The following is a 15,692-nucleotide window of genomic DNA, read 5'->3' on the forward strand; positions in this document are numbered from 1 at the left end:
ATGGTGATGAGTCCGAATTTGTACCACCTCGAGTCGTACCACAGCGACATGTCATAGTCGCGGCCACCAGACTTCGCCTGGCTTGACGTTCCTAGTGTTGTTGCCATGTCTTTACCTCCTATTACAGATATATTAGATAGTTGACAATAACCACCACTCATTTTGGTAGTGAATACCTCCGCCAGCGCAAATTAGACTATCTCCATGAACGTCAGTTCCGAAAAACGCTCCGGTAGAATCACGCAAAAGAATGCGACATCGCCTGATGTGTGATTAGACGCCCCGCACCAAATCAGCTCCGTAACTTAATATCGAATTGATGCAGGCAAGACGTCTCCTTTTCCCCGGCAGAAGCAGAAGCCGGTAGAATCACAACCGTAGTAATATTTCGGTTTATGGCCTGGAAGCAGCTTCCGCTGAAATTAAGCATAGATCTAAACTCCACTTGTGTCGAATAAACTCCACTTGTATCGAATGAATTGCACCTGGTGTTGCTTTTTGAGAAGCATCTCATGAATTTTTTACGTTCATCCTGTTTTTTCTTGCTGCTCTGTTCGATGGCTTCCACTGCCGAGGCTTCCGCGATCGGTAGTCTCAAAAACTTCATCCGCGAAACGCGCACTGTTCGTTCGGTATTCTCACAAACTGTTCTCGATAGAAATATGCAGGTGGTTCAAAAGGGCGGCGGTACGATGCAATTCGAACGTCCGGGCAAATTCCGATGGGTATATGAAAAGCCGTACAAGCAGCTCATAGTCGGAGACGGCCTCAAAGTGTGGTTTTATGATAATGATCTTAATCAGGTAACTATGCGCAATCTCGATGTCGCGATTGGCAGCAGCCCCGCCGCATTACTTGCGGGAAGCAGTGATATTGAAAACAGTTTTGAACTGAGTGAAATGGGCTCGGAAGGGGATACGGAGTGGCTCGAAGCGAAACCCAAAGCCAGGGAAAGCACGTTCGAGTGGGTGCGCCTGGGATTTAGCCGAGAGGGCATACTCAAGGCGATGGAGCTGCATGATAATTTTGGTCAGACTACAGTACTGACATTTTCCCGGCTGGAACGAAACCCCAGAATTGCGCCGGAATTATTTAAATTCAGCCCGCCGGAAGGTGCGGATGTGATCAGTGAGTGATCTTTTCAAACCGCGGCGACCCCAGGCGCCGCTTGCGGAACAGTTGCGTCCGAAGACGCTGAAAGACTTGGTGGGGCAGTCACATTTGCTCGGTGAAGGAAGGCCGTTGCGCCTCGCCTTCGAATCCGGCAAGCCTCACTCGATGATACTGTGGGGGCCCCCGGGCACGGGCAAGACGACTTTGGCGCGGTTGATGGCAGCGGCGTCTGACGCAGAATTTATCGCGCTGTCAGCGGTATTGTCGGGGGTCAAGGATATCCGTGAAGCGATTGAACGTGCACAGGCTGTGCTGCAGCAATCGGGTCGCCACACCATTCTATTTGTCGACGAAGTACATCGATTCAACAAGTCGCAACAGGATGCATTCCTGCCTTATGTTGAACAGGGCTTGGTTACGTTTATCGGCGCCACGACTGAAAATCCTTCGTTCGAGGTCAACAGCGCACTCCTGTCACGGGCGCAGGTTTATGTATTGACAGCCTTGTCCGAAGATGAGCTTGTTGTCCTGTTCGAGCGGGCAAAAAAACTGGCATTGCAAGGACTGAATTTTACCGAAGGCGCCAGATCGCTGTTGGTGGGATATGCGGACGGTGATGCGCGGCGGTTGCTCAATTTTCTGGAGCAAATAAGAACCGCGGCGACCGTCGAAGGAACCGTGGAAATCAGTGCCGAGTACGTGCACAGCGCACTTTCCCGCGGAATGCGTCGGTTCGACAAGGGTGGTGATGAGTTTTACGATCAGATTTCCGCACTTCACAAATCGCTGCGCGGTTCCAACCCGGACGCCACGCTTTATTGGATGTGCCGCATGCTGGATGGAGGAGCCGATCCCCTTTATATTGCACGGCGCCTGATCCGTGCATCGGTGGAGGATGTGGGACTGGCCGATCCGCGCGCACTGAGAATAGCACTGGATGCGTCCGAGACATATGAACGCCTTGGAAGTCCCGAAGGAGAACTGGCACTGGCACAAGCGGCGCTCTATCTTGCCTGCGCGCCCAAAAGCAACGCCGCCTACGTTGCCTATAATAAAACTCGGTCATTTATCGGCAACGACAAGTCACGCCGCGTACCTGAGCATTTACGCAATGCGCCCACCAGACTGATGAAGGAACTGGGCTTCGGACGTAACTACCGATACGCTCATGATGATCCTGAGGCTTATGCCGCGGGAGAAAATTATTTCCCGGACGGAATGCCGGAGGTGACATTTTATGAGCCTACCCGGCGTGGACTTGAGGCTGAAATATCCGAAAGACTGGAGCAACTGCGCGAATTGGACCAGCAGGCGCAGGCGGGAAAAAAGCGCTGACTCATTTTAATTTGTCGCATCCTTATTCAAGGACCTGAGCTGGCTCCAGTTTCCGTATGCGACATTATGGGAGTTTGAATGTTAGATATTCAGTTATTACGTAGCGATGTAGAGCATGTTGCCCGGCTTCTTGCTACGCGCGGCTATGCGTTTCCCATGGCGGAATTCACCGCATTGGAAGCGGAACGCAAGATTCTTCAGACCCTTACGCAGGAGCTGCAGGCGCGACGCAACGCCGCGTCGAAACAGATTGGTAATGCGAAGAGCCGGGGAGAGAATGTTTCCGCTCTTCTGGAGGAGGTCGCCAATCTTGGTGATGAACTCAAGCAAGCGGAAGCTCAGCTCGATCAAATACAAACTGCATTGCAACACATATTGCTGCAGACACCCAATCTGCCGCACGATAGCGTTCCCAGGGGCAAGAGCGAAGCCGATAATGTCGAAGTCCGCCGTTGGGGAGCCCCGCGCTCGTTCGATTTTCCAGTGAGAGACCATGTGACCATTGGCGAGGGGCTCGGGCTCCTTGACCTTCAAACCGCGGCAAAAATCAGTGGCACTCGTTTCAGCCTTTTGAAAGGCGGACTCGCACTGCTGCATCGCGCCCTCTCACAGTTCATGCTGGACATACATACGCGTAAGCATGGCTATGACGAGACGTACGTGCCTTATCTGGTCAATGCGGAAAGCTTGCGGGGCACTGGTCAGTTGCCCAAATTCAAAGAAGACTTGTTTGAAGTTCTGCGAAAAAAAAATGAGGCTGCGCCTCATCCCGGGAATATCGCATTCGAGCTGGAGGACGACAGCCTGTACCTGATCCCTACCGGAGAGGTACCCCTTACGAATGTGGTGCAAGATCGGATCGTCCCGCTTGAATCACTTCCCATAAAGCTCACCGCCCACACGCCCTGTTTTCGCTCCGAGGCGGGTAGTTATGGCAGAGATACACGCGGTATCATTCGCCAGCACCAGTTCGAGAAAGTAGAATTAGTGCAAATCGTGCACCCACATCACTCCTATGACGCATTGGAAGCGCTTACCGGGCACGCCGAGAAGATCCTTCAGAAACTGGAATTGCCTTATCGCGTCATGCTGCTCTGCACTGGGGATATGGGCTTTTCAGCGGCGAAGACGTATGACATCGAAGTGTGGCTGCCGGAGCAAAAAGCCTATCGAGAGGTTTCTTCATGCAGTAACTGCGAATCATTTCAAGCGCGGCGCATGCAGGCCCGCTTTCGCAATGAAAAAGGCAAACCGGAACTATTGCATACTTTGAATGGCTCAGGGTTGGCGGTTGGACGAACGCTCGTTGCAATTCTGGAAAATTTTCAAAATGCCGACGGTAGCATATCGATTCCTGAAGTTCTGCAACCCTATATGGGAGGCCTCGCCTGCTTACGGCGTAAGTAGTCTAAGGTAATTTAATGGAGGGAGTCCAATGTAGCCTAACGGCTCGATCTGATCAAGGAGCCATGCGAAGCGCACCGTCATCATTATTGCGTTGCGGGGGCGCGTTAAGCAGGACGATAAATCTGTGATGGCTATTGCTTGACCTCTCGGAGCGGGATATTCAGCACCCGCGTAGGCATGCCTGGGGTGGCGTCAAAGGCAGGAGCTCAGCAATAAATATGATCAGACGCTGCATCCGTCCGCATTGCAGGCGGCGTTTTCAGCATTTGATCCCACTTCCGGCACTCGCGCAGATTCGTCGGTTTCTTCCGAAAGTAAAGCCCCGATGGAGAAACCAACGGTGAGATCACTGACGTGGCCAAACTTATGCAGACGGATATACCCGTTCTTATCGATGAGGATAAGGGTCGGAGTGCCTTGCATTTGATAAGCCCGCATAGTTAACGGTACGCCTTGCGGCTGGCCGTCATACTTGTCAATACCAATCGGAAAGCGCAGCCGGTACTCGTGCACAAATACTTCAAGTGCATCGGGACCCATGACTGGGTGATGCTCGAACACGGTGTGCAGGCCTATGACCGCAACCCGGTTCGGATCGAACTCCTGGTATATTCTTTGTGCCTGCGGTATTCCCACCTGAACACAACCTGGGCAGAAAATCTGAAAGGTGTGCAGCACAACCACTTTTCCTTTCAACGCGGCCAGCGTCAGGGGTTGAGGCGTGTTGAGCCATCCCGACGTTTGAAGTTCAGGAGCTACTATTGCTCTGGTGTTGCCGGTTTCTGCCATTGTCGCACCTCCAAATATTGACTCGGCCGATAGGATGAGAATTTGAATATGGCCTGCTCATCCCGCCATTGTCGTTGCATTTTATAAAACCTGGAAGAAAAATGGCACCTTGACTCGAGGCGATTTGCGCTCTCAAGCTCAGGTGCCTTCTACTTAAGAAACCGATTTTGTAGTATATCCTTCTTTACTTCGATTTTGCTGCGCGCAATACCGGGTAGTGCTGAGTGAAGACCATGTCTTGCGCAGCGTTGGCTTTATGACAAGCCGAGCATGCCTCATCAGGTTCCGCCGCCGCGCTGGCTTTATCGCCAAAGCCGAAGTACGCCCAATTGTTGGGTCTGTCTGCGAACCGCTTCTTGTCCTTGACTGTAGCCGCGATACCGAGAAAATCCCCCTGGAAGTAACCATTCCCGCTCGCTGACTTCTTCGTGCCTACACTGACCAGCTCCTTCACGATAATCGTGCCGCTACGAAACTCTCCCGTTTTCTTATAGTGAGCCCAGCTGGCGGGGTCGATATAAACATTATGAAATTCCGGGAACGCTGGTTTGCCGTCATTCATGTCTTTGGGAGTGAGAGGCGAACCCACGAAAATCCATTCTCTGTAATCGGTTGGACGCACCAGTTCTCCGGCTTTGTTGAATTTGGCGTACTCTTTATTGTGATGACTATGATCTGACGCACTGGCTGGCGCAACTTGCATGCCCAATACCCCAGACAGCAGCAAAACCGGAAGCCCGCTTAGCAATGTTTTTTTGGTTCGTAGTTTTGACATGTCAACTCCTTAAATTATTGAGGAAAACCCGCGTTACACTTACTTACCGCGGCAATCATAGATAGACCCGGCTGCTTCGTCAAGGGTGAATTTCAGAAACGGCTGGACCGTGTTCCTCGCTGCGCCTGGCCGGTAGAGGAGTTAACCGCCCCGCTCGAAAAAGCGTGCCAAGCCGGGCAGGCTGCGGGGCTTTTGGCGGATTTACAGCCCCCGTTTCAACACTCGCATTGATCCCGGCCAGTCGCGATGTCTATTAACAGGTTACAAAAGGATTACGGATTACCCCCGGAACTGATCAATAGCGCCGATCAAAGAGCTGATCAGCAGGGAGGGGAAAAGAGCCAAAAAAGGAAGCGTGATTTTCATCTTTACGGGCCATCATTACCATGATTCCATTAGGGTAAAATTACCCTGTTTTAAAGAGGGAAAAATAACTCTTTTTAGAATAGGGTCATATTTAAATTTGATTAACAAGTTCGCGTTTCTTCCTTGTACGCCTAATTTTGCTGTGGTAGAATTTTGCTCCGTTTCAGTAGCGACAGATGCCGCAAATATTTGAAATGAATAAGAAGAATATCTGAAGGTTTGCAAAAAATCCGATCAGCCTAGTCGAGGGGGGGAACAACAACGAAAACCGGAAGGCCCACGCCGGGCCTGGATCACAGCGCATAGGGTTACCGGTTATCCAACGTATTTTGCGTAAAATTTATAAGCGAAATACATATCATGATTATGATATTGGTATGTGACTGATCTGTCGATTCCGCGCTATTCTCTCTTGTGTGATGGGGGGTATTGGCCGGAAATTTTATTGTTTTGACCTGAAAAACAGGTCTCGCATTAAAAATTTTTTTGGTTGAGACTTTGAACTTATAGAAATGCTGTTATTCTTAGTGTCTGGAGTTCATATAAGCCCATAAGAATAACACAATTACTGACATTAGCAATAGGGTTATTTCGCGTATCCGAATCTGGCGATAACGGTGTTGCAGTCGAATATCGATAGTGCCGGCGCAAGCAAAAATAATTCGCGGCGGCCCGCCAGAACGGGTCAACTATAATGCGTAATTTTGTAATCAATGGGTCGTACTGTAATCAGTAATCAAGTGGGGGGGAGATATGAGCAGTAAAGCAGCATCAACCATAGTGTGGGGTCTGACGGCCGCTTTGTATTCCGGGTTGGGGATGGCGGCGGCGGATCCACACCAGTTGAATTTGCCCGAGCCGCAGTCGATCATTGCCCGGCAGATATATGATCAGCACACGATGCTGTTATGGATCTGTCTGGCGATTTTCATAGGCGTGTTTGGCGTCATGTTTTATTCCGTGCTCAAGCACCGCAAGTCTCAGGGTTACAAGGCGGCAAACTTTCATCACAGCACCACGGTCGAGATTATCTGGACCATCATTCCGTTCTTCATTCTGGCCGGCATGGCCTATCCTGCCACCAAGACCATCATCGCGATGAAGGACACCTCCAGTCCCGATATCACCGTCAAGACGACGGGTTACCAGTGGAAATGGGGTTACGACTACCTGACCGGCGAAGGCGAAGGGATCAGTTTCCTGAGCGCATTGGCCACGCCCAAGGCGCAGATCGAGAATGCGCAGCCCAAGGGCGAGAACTACCTTCTGGAAGTGGACAATCCCCTCGTAGTGCCCGTGGGCAAGAAGGTGCGGATACTGCTTACCGCCAACGACGTGATCCACGCCTGGTGGGTACCGGCCTTAGGGTCCAAGCAGGACGCCATTCCCGGATTTATACGCGATACATGGTTCACCGCGGACAAGCCCGGCACCTATCGTGGTCAGTGTGCCGAGCTATGCGGCAAGGAACACGGATTCATGCCGATCGTTGTGGAGGCGGTGGAGCCGGCGAAATATACCCAGTGGGTGGCCGAGCAGAAGAAAAAATCCGCTGCGACGGCTGTGGATGCCAACAAGGTGTTCACGGCGGAAGAGCTGAAAGCCGAGGGCGAGAAAGTCTACACCGCCAACTGTGTTGCCTGCCATCAGGCCAATGGCAAGGGCATTCCCGGGACGTTTGCTGCGCTTGACGGATCAAAGATCGCCACAGGTCCCAAGGCCGACCATATCAATATCGTAATAAATGGCAAGAACGGCACTGCAATGGCTGCATTCAAGCATCTGTCGGACATACAAATCGCGGCGGTGGTCACCTACGAGCGCAATTCCTGGGGCAACACGGCGGGAGACGTAGTACAGCCATCCGAAATCAACGAATTCAGAAAATAGCATCAAGGAGGAAATCATGGCAGCAGTACACGATCACGATGTAGGGCACGCGCACGACCATCATCCCAGCGGCATGATGCGCTGGATGATGACCACTAACCATAAAGACATTGGCTCAATGTATCTCTGGTTCAGCTTTATTATGTTCCTGACCGGGGGTGTGATGGCGCTGACGATCCGCGCCGAACTGTTTCAGCCGGGCATACAGATCGTCCAACCTGAGTTCTTTAATCAACTGACCACGATGCATGGTTTGGTGATGGTGTTTGGCGCCATCATGCCCGCCTTTGTTGGTTTTGCCAATTGGCAGATACCGATGATGATCGGTGCCCCGGACATGGCGTTTGCCCGCATGAACAATTGGAGTTTCTGGCTGCTGCCCCCGGCGGCGCTGCTGCTGACCGCATCATTCTTCGTGCCCGGTGGAGCCCCTGCTGGCGGCTGGACGATTTATCCGCCGCTATCGGTACAGATGGGCATGGGCATGGATATGGCGATATTCGCGCTCCACATCATGGGTGCATCCTCCATCATGGGATCGATCAACATTATCACCACCATACTCAACATGCGTGCGCCGGGCATGACGCTGATGAAGATGCCGCTGTTCGTATGGACCTGGCTGATTACCGCCTACCTGCTGGTCATGGTGATGCCCGTTTTGGCAGGCGCTGTGACCATGCTGCTGACCGATCGCAACTTCGGCACCAACTTCTTCAATGCGGCGGGGGGCGGTGACCCGGTGATGTTCCAGCACATTTTCTGGTTCTTCGGGCATCCGGAAGTCTACATCATGATTTTGCCGGCGTTCGGCATCGTGTCGGAAATCATCCCGACTTTTGCGCGTAAGCCGCTGTTTGGGTATTCGTCGATGGTATATGCCACCGCTTCCATTGCCATCCTTTCCTGCATCGTCTGGGCGCATCACATGTTCACGGCGGGCATGCCTGTAACCGGTCAGTTGTTCTTCATGTATGCGACGATGCTGATCGCCATACCGACCGGCGTGAAGGTTTTCAACTGGACCGCCACCATGTGGCGCGGCTCAATGACATTTGAAACACCCATGCTGTTCGCCATCGGCTTCATTTTTCTATTTACCGTTGGCGGCTTCAGCGGCGTCATCTGTGCGATCGTGCCGATAGATATTCAGGTACAGGATACGTACTATGTGATTGCGCACTTCCACTATGTGCTTGTATCTGGAGCATTGTTCGGCATATTCGGTGGGGCTTACTACTGGCTGCCGAAATGGACCGGTCACATGTATGACGAGACGCTGGGCAAGTGGCATTTTTGGTTGTCGATGTTCTTCTTCAACCTCACCTTCTTCGTTCAGCATTTCCTGGGGTTAGCGGGTATGCCCCGGCGAATTCCCGATTATGCGCTGCAGTTTGCAGATTTCAACATGATTTCCAGCATTGGCGCATTCGGCTTTGGGTTTACCCAGTTGTTATTCCTCTACGTGGTGCTGAAGTGTATTCGTGGCGGAGTGAAAGCGCCGGCTAGCCCTTGGGAAGGGGCCAAGACGCTGGAGTGGACATTGCCATCGCCAGCGCCATATCATAGTTTTGAGACACCTCCGGTCGTCAGATAATAACCGAAGGTTCAATATGCCAGCAGAAGATTCCGAAAGAAGGCGCGGAGCAATCAGGACCGGGCTTATTCTGCTGGCAATCGTCGTAGCACTTTTTTTAGCGGTTATCATAAAAAACTGGTAATGAGCGTAGTTCAGGCAAATTCGGTAGTAATGCGAAAGCTACTGATTTTTACCGTAGTGATGTTTGGCTTCGGCTTTGCGTTAGTACCGTTTTATGAAAAGATCTGCGAGATTGCAGGTATTAATAATTTGCTGCAGGCAGATACTCTGACGACTAATACTCAGGTGGACACCAGTCGCTGGGTAACAGTAGAGCTGGATGCAAATACGCGCGGGCTGCCTTGGCAGTTCAAGCCTCTCCAATCCAGCCTGCGCGTTCGCCCCGGTGAGTTGGTGCAGGTTATGTATGAAGTCAGGAACAATTCGGACAGAGAGGTCAACGGCCAGGCAATACCGAGCTATAGTCCGCAGCTCCTGGCCAAGCACCTGAAAAAACTGGAATGTTTCTGTTTCAGTAAACAGGTTTTAAAGCCGAATGAAACCAGGCAGATGCCCGTTCAATTTATGATTGAACCCGGTCTGCCGATTGATTATGACACCGTGACGATATCGTATACATTCTTTGAGCTGGGTAACAACGCTGCAATTATAGATAACAACGCGAGCCGGAGTTGAAGGACAACAGCGAAAAACCAGCTAAAGGGACATTTATTCAGGCGATGAAAGCGGTATCCTGGGCTTTTTTCGGAGTAAGGAAACATACCGATCACGACCATGACGCGGAAACGTTGACGATGGGGCAGGTAATAATTGCGGGCATCCTCGGCGCCGCACTGTTTGTAGCGGGTGTATTATTGCTGGTCAGATTTGTAACAAGTTAAAATTGATTAAATTATACGCGGGAGAAAGAGCATGAGCCAAGAAGCAGGTCACGGTCACTATTACGTTCCGGCCCCATCGACTTACCCCATCACTGGGTCGATAGCGCTGTTGTTCATGGGTTTTGGCGCGGCGTTTTCAGTCAACAGACTCCCGCTTGGTTATGGGTTGCTGACAATTGGCTTCGCCATTCTCTTCTACATGATCTTTGTCTGGTTCCGCACGGTGGCCCGGGAAAGCGAGAGCGGCAAGTTCAACAAACAGGTGGATACATCGTTTCGCTGGGGGATGAGCTGGTTCATTTTTTCAGAAGTCATGTTTTTTGCCGCCTTTTTCGGTGCGCTATTCTACATGCGGGTCTACTCGATTCCCTGGCTTTCCGACCTGGAGCATAAGATCTTATGGCCGGATTTCACAGGCATTTGGCCAACGGCGGGCCCCGGGATCACCGAAAAATTCATGCCCATGGGGCCATGGGGTCTTCCGGCCATCAACACGCTGATACTGCTTACCTCGGGTGTGACGGTAACCTGGGCTCACTGGGCGCTCAAGCTGAATAAGCGCGGTCAGCTCAAGCTGGGATTGTTCCTTACCTTTGCATTGGGGTTTCTCTTTGTTGGTCTCCAGGCATACGAATATGGTCATGCTTATTCAGATCTCAACCTCAAGCTCACGACTGGAGCTTACGGCGCATCATTTTTCATGCTGACCGGCTTTCACGGTTTCCACGTGACGCTGGGTTCCATCATGTTACTGGTTATTTATTGCCGTGTGCTTGCTGGTCACTTCACACCCGAGAATCATTTTGGCTTCGAAGGCGTGGCCTGGTACTGGCACTTTGTGGACGTGGTCTGGCTGGGACTGTTCATTTTCGTATATTGGCTGATATAGCATCCGTGCATCATGCTAATGGCCGAGTGGTATGAATCCGAAATAAGTTCCCGCCATGAGCAGGATGAAAAGCAGGACCGATAAGCTGATGCGAAGCGTCAGGGATTTCACGGCGCGTGTGCCCTGACCTTTGTCCTTGATCATATAATACAAGGCGGACGCCAGGCTTGAGAGAATGAAGAACAGAAATAGTACCGCGGCAATTTTTAACATTTTATTCAGCAATTATTGAGGTCTGAACAAAGTTTAGCTGAGTTCTGCATAACTATCCAATGACTATTTCAGGCTGGCGATTTACGCCGCGATTATGGTCAACAGTCGTCGCGGTGGTGGTCATAGCGATAATGGTGCAGCTTGGCAACTGGCAACTTTCCCGAGCGCGGGAAAAGGAATCGCGGCAGGAAAAGCTTGATACGCTTTCGCAGCAGTCGCCCGTATCGTTACCTGCCGATCCGGTCAAGCTTGAAGATTTTCAATATCGTAAGATCGAAGTGCACGGTTTGTATCTGCCGGAGCATACGGTTTACCTTGACAACAAGATTTATAAAGGGATGGTGGGTTACCACATCATCACACCGTTGAGGATTGGCACGAGTTCCATGCACGTCCTGGTAAATCGAGGGTGGGTGGCTGCGGATCGCGACCGTAGCAAGTTACCGGGCGTAATTACACCTGATGGCCCCGTGGTTGTCTCAGGCATTGCAGCGAATGCGGTGCAGAAAACGCTGGAACTTTCAAAAGAAATGGTCTCGGGCCAGGTTTGGGAAAATCTTGATCTCGAGCGTTATCGCAGCACCACGGGCCTTCAGCTTCAGCCACTCATGATCTTGCAGCAGAACGATGTGAAAGACGGTTTGGTGCGTGAATGGGCGCGGCCGGATCTGGGCATCGGTAAGAACCTTGGTTACGCGCTTCAATGGTTTGCTATGGCGCTGGCGGTATTGATTATTTATTTGGTGTTAAGTGTCAAACGAGAGCATACCCAGTAAGGGAACAAGCAGGCGCACGCTGATTTTACTGCTGATATTGATGTGCGCGCCGATCATCGCTTCTTATACGCTTTACTTTTGGAATGTAAGACCTTCAAGCGTTAATTACGGTGAGTTGTTAGAGGTTAAGCCCCTGGCGGGCAGTGCACTGAATCAGTCCGACAATACTATTTTCCGGATGCGCCAGTTACGGGGTAAATGGGCGCTTATATCCGTAGATGCAGGCAAGTGTGATGAGCAGTGCCGCAAAAAGCTTTATTACATGCGGCAGGTACGTTTGATACAAAACACGGAAAAGGAACGCATCGAGCGGGTTTGGTTGATCGATGATGGTGAGGCGCCTTCCCCTGAAGTCGTGAGCGAGGTTGAAGGTATCTGGCTCATCAATGCGAAAGATAGCGACTTGCTTAAGGCGATACCAGCAAAAGAATCTAACCGCGATCATATTTATCTCATCGATCCAATCGGAAATCTCATGATGCGCTTTCCAAAAAATCCGGATCCAGCAAAGATGGCGAAGGACATCAAGCGGCTGCTCAAGGTGTCACAGTTGGAACATGCAATAGGAACCGATAAAAAACACTGATGGATTCCGGCTCTGTGGCTGTTTAAGACGCCGGCTCTCGGTGATTAGATACGATAGTTTGAATTGGCAAATCGGTAATTGTGGGCGTAATAGCCTGCAATGAACAAGGAGATGAAAGTTATGGCTACGACAAGTATCGCTTGGCAGCAAACCGCGTCGCGTCTGCAGCAATTCTACCGGTTGACCAAACCCAGGGTCGTATCGCTTATTGTTTTCACGGCGGTTATCGGCATGTTCCTTGCTGTGCCTGGTGCCGTTCCATTGAATGCGTTGGTATTCGGCACATTGGGCATCGCCTTGGTGGCCGGCGCCGCTGCGGCGGTAAATTGCCTGGTTGAACAAAAGATCGACGCCGTCATGGCACGGACGCGCGGCAGACCGCTACCACGGGGCACCGTAACGTCACCCGAGACGCTATTCTTCCTCGCGTTGATCGGCGGGAGCGGTTTGTTGATGCTTCATCAGCTGGTCAACCCCTTGACGATGTGGCTTACTCTTGGCACTTTCGTCGGATATGCGATTATCTATACCGTACTTTTAAAGCCCATGACCCCTCAGAACATTGTCATTGGCGGCGCTTCGGGCGCAATGCCTCCCGTTCTGGGCTGGGCGGCAGTTACCGGGGAAGTCACCGCCGATGCACTTTTGCTGTTTCTCATCATCTTCGCATGGACGCCTCCACACTTCTGGGCGCTCGCACTTTACCGCAAGCTGGAATATGCCAAGGTGGGTATGCCAATGCTGCCGGTCACGCATGGTGACAAATTTACCCGCCTGCATGTATTGCTCTACACCCTGATACTCATCGCGGTGACTTTGATGCCGTATGCCACCCAAATGAGCGGGCTGATCTATTTGATTGGCGCAGCAGTGCTGGATGCCGTATTTCTCTATTACGCGGTGAAAATTTACCTGGATTATAGCGATCAGCTTGCGAAAAAGGCATTTCGTTATTCCATCCTGTATTTAGCGGCACTGTTTGCGGTACTCCTGATAGATCACTATATCCGCTTTTAAGTGTTTCGGCCTCGGTACCGATATTACTGCGCGGTAGCGGCATGGGTAGCAATGCTTGCTCTTGCCGCTTGCGGTAATACCGCCAAGCCAACATTTCTATCGACAGACATCACGGGCGCAACATTCGGTAAGGAGCTCAAGCTCGTCGGTCACGACGGCGTCACTCGCACGCTTGCTGACTTCAAGGGAAAGGCCATAGTATTGTTTTTTGGCTACACGCATTGCCCGGATGTATGCCCGGCCACCATGGGGGAGATAGCCAGCGCCGTGCAGAAACTCGGTAAGGATGCCGCACGCGTGCAAGTACTGTTCGTTACGATTGATCCGGAACGCGATACCCCTGAAACCCTCAAGCAGTATTTATCAGCATTCGATCCAGCGTTCCTGGGTTTGCACGGAGACGCCGGAGCTACGAAAATAATTGCTGATGAATTCAAAATCGTTTATCAGAAGCATGCAGGAAATTCATCGGATCACGACACCATGGATCATTCCGCCGGAGTCTACATTTTTGACACTAAGGGGCAGCTTCGCCTGTATGCAAGCGGTAACGGCAATAGTGCAGATATCCTTGCGCGAGACATCGGGGAATTATTAAGAACTACAGGCTAAGCAAAAAGGTTAGCAAGAAGCCCGGCGTGGAGCCACATTAATGGCTACAAAAACAATTTTCCGGGATTAAGAATGTTGTTCGGGTCGAAGACTCGCTTGATTCCTTTCATCAGCGCCATTGTTGACATATCAATCTCTTTGCCAACATAAGCCCTTTTTTCGCTGCCGACTCCATGTTCGCCTGACAAAGTGCCCCTCAACCGGATGACCAGATCGAATATCTCATTCAGGCATTGTTCCGCGCGCGCCATTTCAGGGAAATTGTCGGGATTTACCAGCAGATTCACATGAATATTACCATTTCCCGCATGACCGAAATTGACGTTGGCTATTCGGTACTTATCACTTAACCGGCCGAGTTCTTGCAAAAATCCGGGTAACGCACTCACCGGTACCACCACATCTTCATTGATCTTTTTCGGTGCTATGTCGCGCAGCAATGGGGACAACGTTTTGCGGGCCCGCCATAAAGCGGCCGCATCCGCCGTTCTTTCCGCATTGATCAGTCCGTCGTTCCGACACGCCGAAAGAATCGCATTGCACGATTCGGAGATATAACGCTCTGATCCATCCACCTCGATCATTAGCATCGCCGTGGCATCTGCCGGCACCATCTCAGGAAATCTGCTCCGGATCAGATCGAGCGACCCCGAATCCAAAAACTCAAGCGCACTGGGCGTTTGCGGGAGCGCCATAACCGCCACTATTGCCTCTGCGCAACTTGCGATGTCGCGATAATGCGCCGTAAGTCCGCCAACCGCCTCTGGAAGCGGAGTAAGCTTAAGCGTTGCTTCGGTAATGACAGCAAGCGTCCCCTCCGAGCCTACCAAGAGACGCGTGAGGTCATAACCCACCACTCCTTTGGTGGTATAGCAGCCGGTCGTAATCATGCTGCCCTCACCCGTGACCGCCTTGAGGCCCAACACATGGTCTCGGGTGGTCCCATATTTTACCGCGTGAGGCCCTCCCGCAGAGGTGGCCAGATTTCCCCCAATACTCGAGTATGCCGCGCTGGACGGATCAGGCGCCCAAAAAAAACCATGGCTCTTCGCTGAATCCTGCAGGGACTGGTTAATTACACCCGGTTCCGCAACAGCCACGCGATTCGCCGCGTCCATCGTGACGATACGGGTCATGCGCTCAAGCGAAAGCGCCACGCCGCCTCGCTCAGGGAGGCTTCCGCCTGAGGTACCCGTTCCGCGCCCCCGCGGCGTGAGCGGAACGTTATGCGCATTACAAAGCAAGACAATCGCCTTGATCTCTTCCGCATCCAACGGAAACGCCACCGCCTCCGGCGGAAAAATCTTCCGGCTATTGTCATAGGCATAAGCATAACAATCCACCGGATCCGTCAAAATACGTCCGGGCGGAAGAAGCGTGCCGAGCTGAGCAAGAAAATGGGACGTCACTATAACGAGCTCCGGGTTACCCGGTTCTCATCAG

General features: G+C 51.7%; 16 protein-coding genes. 12 read left to right on the forward strand and 4 right to left on the reverse strand.

Features of this window, described 5'->3' with window-relative positions:
- The first annotated feature begins 512 nt into the window (after positions 1 to 512).
- From lolA to serS, 3 genes are all read left to right on the forward strand, one after another.
- On the forward strand, positions 513 to 1,136 hold the full coding sequence (gene lolA / locus BMX00_RS13380) for an outer membrane lipoprotein periplasmic chaperone LolA (protein ID WP_090829524.1): 624 nt from the start codon (positions 513 to 515) through the stop codon (positions 1,134 to 1,136).
- Positions 1,129 to 2,448, forward strand: a complete 1,320-nt coding sequence (locus BMX00_RS13385; protein WP_090829525.1) for a replication-associated recombination protein A — start codon at positions 1,129 to 1,131, stop codon at positions 2,446 to 2,448. The genes lolA and BMX00_RS13385 overlap by 8 nt, the downstream gene beginning before the upstream one ends.
- A 78-nt stretch (positions 2,449 to 2,526) precedes the next feature.
- Positions 2,527 to 3,855, forward strand: coding sequence for a serine--tRNA ligase (gene serS / locus BMX00_RS13390; RefSeq protein ID WP_090829526.1), 1,329 nt, complete (start codon positions 2,527 to 2,529; stop codon positions 3,853 to 3,855).
- 222 nt (positions 3,856 to 4,077) lie between these two features.
- On the opposite strand, the gene BMX00_RS13395 is transcribed toward serS, so the two are convergent.
- Together BMX00_RS13395 and BMX00_RS13400 are read right to left on the reverse strand one after the other, a co-directional pair.
- A complete protein-coding gene (locus BMX00_RS13395) occupies positions 4,078 to 4,644 on the reverse strand; it encodes a peroxiredoxin family protein (RefSeq protein WP_090829527.1) in 567 nt (188 codons plus the stop codon).
- 184 nt (positions 4,645 to 4,828) lie between these two features.
- Complete coding sequence (locus BMX00_RS13400) at positions 4,829 to 5,419, reverse strand: cytochrome P460 family protein (RefSeq protein ID WP_090829528.1); 591 nt, start codon at positions 5,417 to 5,419, stop codon at positions 4,829 to 4,831.
- 1,119 nt (positions 5,420 to 6,538) lie between these two features.
- Between BMX00_RS13400 and coxB the strand changes: the two genes are divergently transcribed.
- The 5 genes from coxB to BMX00_RS13425 all read left to right on the forward strand — a co-directional run bounded on the left by coxB (position 6,539) and on the right by BMX00_RS13425 (position 11,045).
- Positions 6,539 to 7,675, forward strand: a complete 1,137-nt coding sequence (gene coxB, locus BMX00_RS13405) for a cytochrome c oxidase subunit II (RefSeq protein ID WP_090829529.1) — start codon at positions 6,539 to 6,541, stop codon at positions 7,673 to 7,675.
- A gap of 16 nt (positions 7,676 to 7,691) precedes the next feature.
- Complete coding sequence (gene ctaD / locus BMX00_RS13410; RefSeq protein WP_090829530.1) at positions 7,692 to 9,272, forward strand: cytochrome c oxidase subunit I; 1,581 nt, start codon at positions 7,692 to 7,694, stop codon at positions 9,270 to 9,272.
- A gap of 123 nt (positions 9,273 to 9,395) precedes the next feature.
- A complete protein-coding gene (locus tag BMX00_RS13415) occupies positions 9,396 to 9,950 on the forward strand; it encodes a cytochrome c oxidase assembly protein (RefSeq protein WP_090829531.1) in 555 nt (184 codons plus the stop codon).
- A gap of 44 nt (positions 9,951 to 9,994) precedes the next feature.
- Complete coding sequence (locus BMX00_RS13420; RefSeq protein WP_090829561.1) at positions 9,995 to 10,156, forward strand: DUF2970 domain-containing protein; 162 nt, start codon at positions 9,995 to 9,997, stop codon at positions 10,154 to 10,156.
- A gap of 31 nt (positions 10,157 to 10,187) precedes the next feature.
- Positions 10,188 to 11,045: a cytochrome c oxidase subunit 3 gene (locus tag BMX00_RS13425; protein WP_090829532.1), complete on the forward strand. Its 858-nt coding sequence runs from the start codon at positions 10,188 to 10,190 to the stop codon at positions 11,043 to 11,045.
- Positions 11,046 to 11,060: 15 nt separating this feature from the next.
- Here the strand turns inward: BMX00_RS13425 and BMX00_RS13430 are convergent, their stop codons facing one another.
- On the reverse strand, positions 11,061 to 11,258 hold the full coding sequence (locus BMX00_RS13430; protein ID WP_090829562.1) for a twin transmembrane helix small protein: 198 nt from the start codon (positions 11,256 to 11,258) through the stop codon (positions 11,061 to 11,063).
- 59 nt (positions 11,259 to 11,317) lie between these two features.
- Between BMX00_RS13430 and BMX00_RS13435 the strand changes: the two genes are divergently transcribed.
- The 4 genes from BMX00_RS13435 to BMX00_RS13450 all read left to right on the forward strand — a co-directional run bounded on the left by BMX00_RS13435 (position 11,318) and on the right by BMX00_RS13450 (position 14,249).
- Positions 11,318 to 12,034 carry an SURF1 family protein gene (locus tag BMX00_RS13435; protein WP_245728088.1) on the forward strand — a complete coding sequence of 239 codons (717 nt, stop codon included), beginning with the start codon at positions 11,318 to 11,320 and terminating at the stop codon, positions 12,032 to 12,034.
- 40 nt (positions 12,035 to 12,074) lie between these two features.
- Complete coding sequence (locus tag BMX00_RS13440) at positions 12,075 to 12,620, forward strand: SCO family protein (RefSeq protein WP_245728090.1); 546 nt, start codon at positions 12,075 to 12,077, stop codon at positions 12,618 to 12,620.
- Between the two features lie 120 nt (positions 12,621 to 12,740).
- Positions 12,741 to 13,637, forward strand: a complete 897-nt coding sequence (cyoE, locus tag BMX00_RS13445; RefSeq protein ID WP_090829565.1) for a heme o synthase — start codon at positions 12,741 to 12,743, stop codon at positions 13,635 to 13,637.
- The gene (locus BMX00_RS13450; RefSeq protein ID WP_245728092.1) at positions 13,638 to 14,249 is read left to right on the forward strand and encodes an SCO family protein; all 612 of its coding nucleotides are present in this window, start codon (positions 13,638 to 13,640) and stop codon (positions 14,247 to 14,249) included. It abuts the gene before it with no gap.
- Between the two features lie 44 nt (positions 14,250 to 14,293).
- Here BMX00_RS13450 and BMX00_RS13455 read toward each other — a convergent pair whose 3' ends face one another.
- Complete coding sequence (locus BMX00_RS13455) at positions 14,294 to 15,661, reverse strand: FAD-binding oxidoreductase (protein WP_090829534.1); 1,368 nt, start codon at positions 15,659 to 15,661, stop codon at positions 14,294 to 14,296.
- Positions 15,662 to 15,692 lie beyond the last annotated feature (31 nt).

It is taken from the genome of Nitrosovibrio tenuis, assembly GCF_900109785.1.
Lineage (GTDB): Bacteria > Pseudomonadota > Gammaproteobacteria > Burkholderiales > Nitrosomonadaceae > Nitrosospira > Nitrosospira tenuis_A.

What these genes read in the sequence shown, in the direction of transcription:
- BMX00_RS13435 (WP_245728088.1), top strand. Translation starts at nt 11,318, where the DNA reads ATGACTATTTCAGGCTGGCGATTTACGCCGCGATTATGGTCAACAGTC.
- lolA (WP_090829524.1), top strand. Translation starts at nt 513, where the DNA reads ATGAATTTTTTACGTTCATCCTGTTTTTTCTTGCTGCTCTGTTCGATG.
- BMX00_RS13440 (WP_245728090.1), top strand. Translation starts at nt 12,075, where the DNA reads ATGTGCGCGCCGATCATCGCTTCTTATACGCTTTACTTTTGGAATGTA.
- ctaD (WP_090829530.1), top strand. Translation starts at nt 7,692, where the DNA reads ATGGCAGCAGTACACGATCACGATGTAGGGCACGCGCACGACCATCAT.
- BMX00_RS13395 (WP_090829527.1), bottom strand. Translation starts at nt 4,644, where the DNA reads ATGGCAGAAACCGGCAACACCAGAGCAATAGTAGCTCCTGAACTTCAA.
- BMX00_RS13420 (WP_090829561.1), top strand. Translation starts at nt 9,995, where the DNA reads ATGAAAGCGGTATCCTGGGCTTTTTTCGGAGTAAGGAAACATACCGAT.
- BMX00_RS13430 (WP_090829562.1), bottom strand. Translation starts at nt 11,258, where the DNA reads ATGTTAAAAATTGCCGCGGTACTATTTCTGTTCTTCATTCTCTCAAGC.
- BMX00_RS13400 (WP_090829528.1), bottom strand. Translation starts at nt 5,419, where the DNA reads ATGTCAAAACTACGAACCAAAAAAACATTGCTAAGCGGGCTTCCGGTT.
- BMX00_RS13415 (WP_090829531.1), top strand. Translation starts at nt 9,396, where the DNA reads ATGAGCGTAGTTCAGGCAAATTCGGTAGTAATGCGAAAGCTACTGATT.
- cyoE (WP_090829565.1), top strand. Translation starts at nt 12,741, where the DNA reads ATGGCTACGACAAGTATCGCTTGGCAGCAAACCGCGTCGCGTCTGCAG.
- coxB (WP_090829529.1), top strand. Translation starts at nt 6,539, where the DNA reads ATGAGCAGTAAAGCAGCATCAACCATAGTGTGGGGTCTGACGGCCGCT.
- serS (WP_090829526.1), top strand. Translation starts at nt 2,527, where the DNA reads ATGTTAGATATTCAGTTATTACGTAGCGATGTAGAGCATGTTGCCCGG.
- BMX00_RS13425 (WP_090829532.1), top strand. Translation starts at nt 10,188, where the DNA reads ATGAGCCAAGAAGCAGGTCACGGTCACTATTACGTTCCGGCCCCATCG.